At 57.7% G+C, this 3,273-nt stretch carries 2 protein-coding genes; both read right to left on the minus strand.

Translation table 11 applies throughout. The annotated features are described in order from the left end of the window. Positions 1-108: 108 nt before the first annotated feature. Complete coding sequence (locus XpopCFBP1817_RS20190; RefSeq protein ID WP_208619681.1) at positions 109-1,104, minus strand: glycoside hydrolase family 5 protein; 996 nt, start codon at positions 1,102-1,104, stop codon at positions 109-111. Positions 1,105-1,875: 771 nt separating this feature from the next. Next, a complete protein-coding gene (locus XpopCFBP1817_RS20195) occupies positions 1,876-2,949 on the minus strand; it encodes a glycoside hydrolase family 5 protein (RefSeq protein WP_128418436.1) in 1,074 nt (357 codons plus the stop codon). Positions 2,950-3,273 lie beyond the last annotated feature (324 nt).

Raw genomic sequence — 3,273 nt, forward strand, 5'->3', positions numbered from 1 at the left:
TGACGCCGCCAGATACGCGCAAAATCTCGTCTTACATACCCAATTTGCGCGTTACTGGCGCTCTGGATACTGATATTTTTGGGTCTTGCGAGTTGTTCAGACGTTTCCTTAGCGGGCGATACGCCGTGCGCGTGCGCTCAAGATCGTCATCTGTGGTTTATCGCGACCTTGCGCATCCGGATGCACATTGAACGGATAGGTCTGGTTCCACCATGCACCGGCGGCCCAAAAGGCCCAGCCGATCCACACCTCGCTGTTGGCTTCCATGTAACCCAACATGCCGTTTAGTGCGCTATTGCAGATCGCATTGTTGGCGGTGCCGAACTCGCCCAGAAATCCGCGTTTGTGATTGATGCGCAGCCATTGAGTAAAACTGCGCAGGCGTTCGGCACCGACGGTGCTGCTGACGCAACCGGCGCTGGTACCGCTGGAGTCGGTATCCAGATATTGATGCACTTCGATGGCGTAGCGATTGAGCGGGTCGCGAATGGATGCCAGTGCCACGGCATTGGATTGCCCGGCAACGGTGGAATACCAACTGTGCGCGCCGCTCCACAACGCACCGGGAACCAGAATCAGATTATTGGCGCCGGTTTTGCGGATGGTGTCGATCGAGGCTTGTGCCGCGGTGGCCCAGGATTGCGGATTGATGTCGTAAGGCTCATTCATCAGCCCGAAGATCACCGCGTTGTCGTTCTTGAAGGCGATCGCCAGACGACGCCACAAATCGGTAAAGGTGCTGATCGGCACGCGGCTGCTGCCGATCTTGTTGCCGTAGTATTTGGCGTAGTTGTGCACATCCAGAATCAGATAGACCTTGGCGGCCTTTGCATTGGCGACGGCCTGGCGGATCAGTGCCAATTGCGCCGCATCCAGTTCACCGCCAGCCTTGGGTTGCAGGCGCTCCCACAGGATGGGTAACCGAATGGTGTTCATGTGTTTGCCGGCGAAGTAGTGGTAATCGCTTGCGGCCGGATACAGGTAGTCGACGTTGAGCACACCTGGTTTTTTCGAGGATTTGGTTTCTGCGCCAGAGAGATTGACCCCGGCATACTTCAGGCGATTGCCGCTCTGTGCATGTGCAAGCGGTATGTTGACAAGCAGCAGCAATAAGAACGCGCAGCTAAACAGACTGCATTTCCTGGGTGAAGAGGGCAACATGTGTAACTCCTGAAGCATTCGCGGGGGGGGGGGGGGGNCACGACAATGCAACACCTACAACGTAGGCGCATCTGTGCATTCAAACTACGAATGCGAGATATCACTTAGTTGGAGCTGTGAACGACGTTTCAGTTATTGTCGAACATGCACCGCTTATTGCTGTGGTGAAGCACCACCATGCGATCCACATCGCTATACGCGGTTCGCACTCTGCGCAGCAGCGCTGTAGTGGATGCGGTGTCTCCATGATGGAGTGACGTTGTTGTGTTGCGATTTCAACACTGCACATCGATACCGTTGCGCGCTTTGCATCGATGTACATCGCAATGGCGAAATGCAATGCATTCGTTGATTTGCGATAGCAAAACGCAACGTGCAGCGAGGTGTGCGCAATTGCAGATGCGATGCGGGATCGACGCGCCTGCACGCACAAAAGTCACCTGGTGCGCCAACGGAACGTGCGCACTTGGGATGTTCTGCGCGCGAGGGTGATGCGCTGTGTCGTGATTGCGGCAGCAGTCCGTCAGTGCGGATCCAACAACACACGTAGCGCGATCACGAATAAACCGCGCGATTTGCGCGTAGCGCTGTCATGTGATTGCCGGGACATCTCATGCGTCGGTACATTGCGTGTCGCACGCAAAGCACCACGCAAAAAAAACGGTGGCCGCAGCTCCTTGCTGCGAACACCGCATTCGAACAGGTCTGCGCGTGTTACTTGGTGGCGCGGCGTGCGTACTTGCTCAGGATGGAGATCTGCGGCTTGTCGCTGCCATCCTTGCCCGGCTGCACGGTGAAGAAGTATTCCGGCTTCCACCATGCACCGGCGGCCCACCAGGTCCAGCCCAGCCACACGTCGCTGTTCTTCTCCATATAGGTCAACATGCGCTCCAGCGCCTGGTCGCAGACCGGATTGTTGGCAGTGCCGAATTCGCCCAGAAAGCCTCTCTGCTTGTTCTCGCGCAGCCATGCGGTGAAGCCGCGCAATTTCTCTTCGCCAACCGTGGCGCTGGTGCAGACCGGCTTGGTGCCGCTGTAGTCGCTGTCCAGATATTGATGCGCTTCGAAGGCCAGGTTGTTGCCCGGGTCCTTGACGATCTCCAGCGCCTTGGCATTGGAACCGCCATAGTTGGCGCTGCGCCAGCTGTGCGCGCCGCTGTAGGCGGTGCCCGGCACCAGGATCAGGTTCTTGGCGCCGGTCTTGCGGATCGCGTTGATTGCGCCTTGCGCCGCTGCAGCCCAGTCGGTTGCGGAAATCCCGTTGGGCTCATTCATCAGCCCGAAGATCACCGATGTGTCGTCCTTGAATTCCAGCGCCAGCCGGCGCCACAGATCCGCCACTGCGGCGGCGGGTACATCGCTGGTGCCGATGCGCTTGCCGTTGTACTTGGCGTAGTTGTGCACGTCCAGGATCAGAGATTGCTTGTTGGCCTTGGCCGCTTCCACTGCTTTCTTCAGTAGCGCCAGTTGGGCCGGATCCAACTCGCCGGTGAGCTGTGGCTGCAGGCGTTCCCACAAAAACGGCAGGCGGATCGTATTCATGCCTTTGCCAGCGAAATAACTGAAATCCGACACGGACGGGTAGATGTAGTCCTTGTACAACGTGCCTGGCTTCTTGCGCGAGTTGAACTCGGCTCCGGAGAGATTGACGCCGACATATTTCAGGCCACTGGACTCTTTTCCAGGGCGTGCAGGCTCGTTGGCATGCACCAGTGGCATTGCGGCGAGCAAGGTCAGTGCGAGTGCGGCACTGCGCAAGGATGCGAATTTTAGGGGAGAGCGGAACATGGAAGCCTCCTTCGGCATTAACGTGAGGGGCCGCAGGGGGAGGGCACGGCCAGCAGGGATGGTGCAGTGCAAGACGTTGGCTGGTCAGCGTAGAAGCTCTGGCGTTAGCGCGCCATTCACGCCGACCACATGGATTTGATCGCGTGCAAACACCTGCAGAGCGCACCATACCGCTGCGCTAGAGTAAGTAATTGGACAGGCAAGACGCACTGTCGCAGGAGTGCGACAGGCGCCTGTCTTATACTAAAGGGCACCTCGAACAACCAAGTCGTAGCCGTGGTGACACGCACTGGATGATGACCATACCTTCAAAAAATCAGCGAT

The organism is Xanthomonas populi, from assembly GCF_002940065.1.
GTDB classification, from domain to species: Bacteria; Pseudomonadota; Gammaproteobacteria; order Xanthomonadales; family Xanthomonadaceae; genus Xanthomonas; species Xanthomonas populi.

Coding starts and splice junctions, on each gene's coding strand:
- XpopCFBP1817_RS20195 (WP_128418436.1), bottom strand. CDS start 2,949: ATGTTCCGCTCTCCCCTAAAATTCGCATCCTTGCGCAGTGCCGCACTC.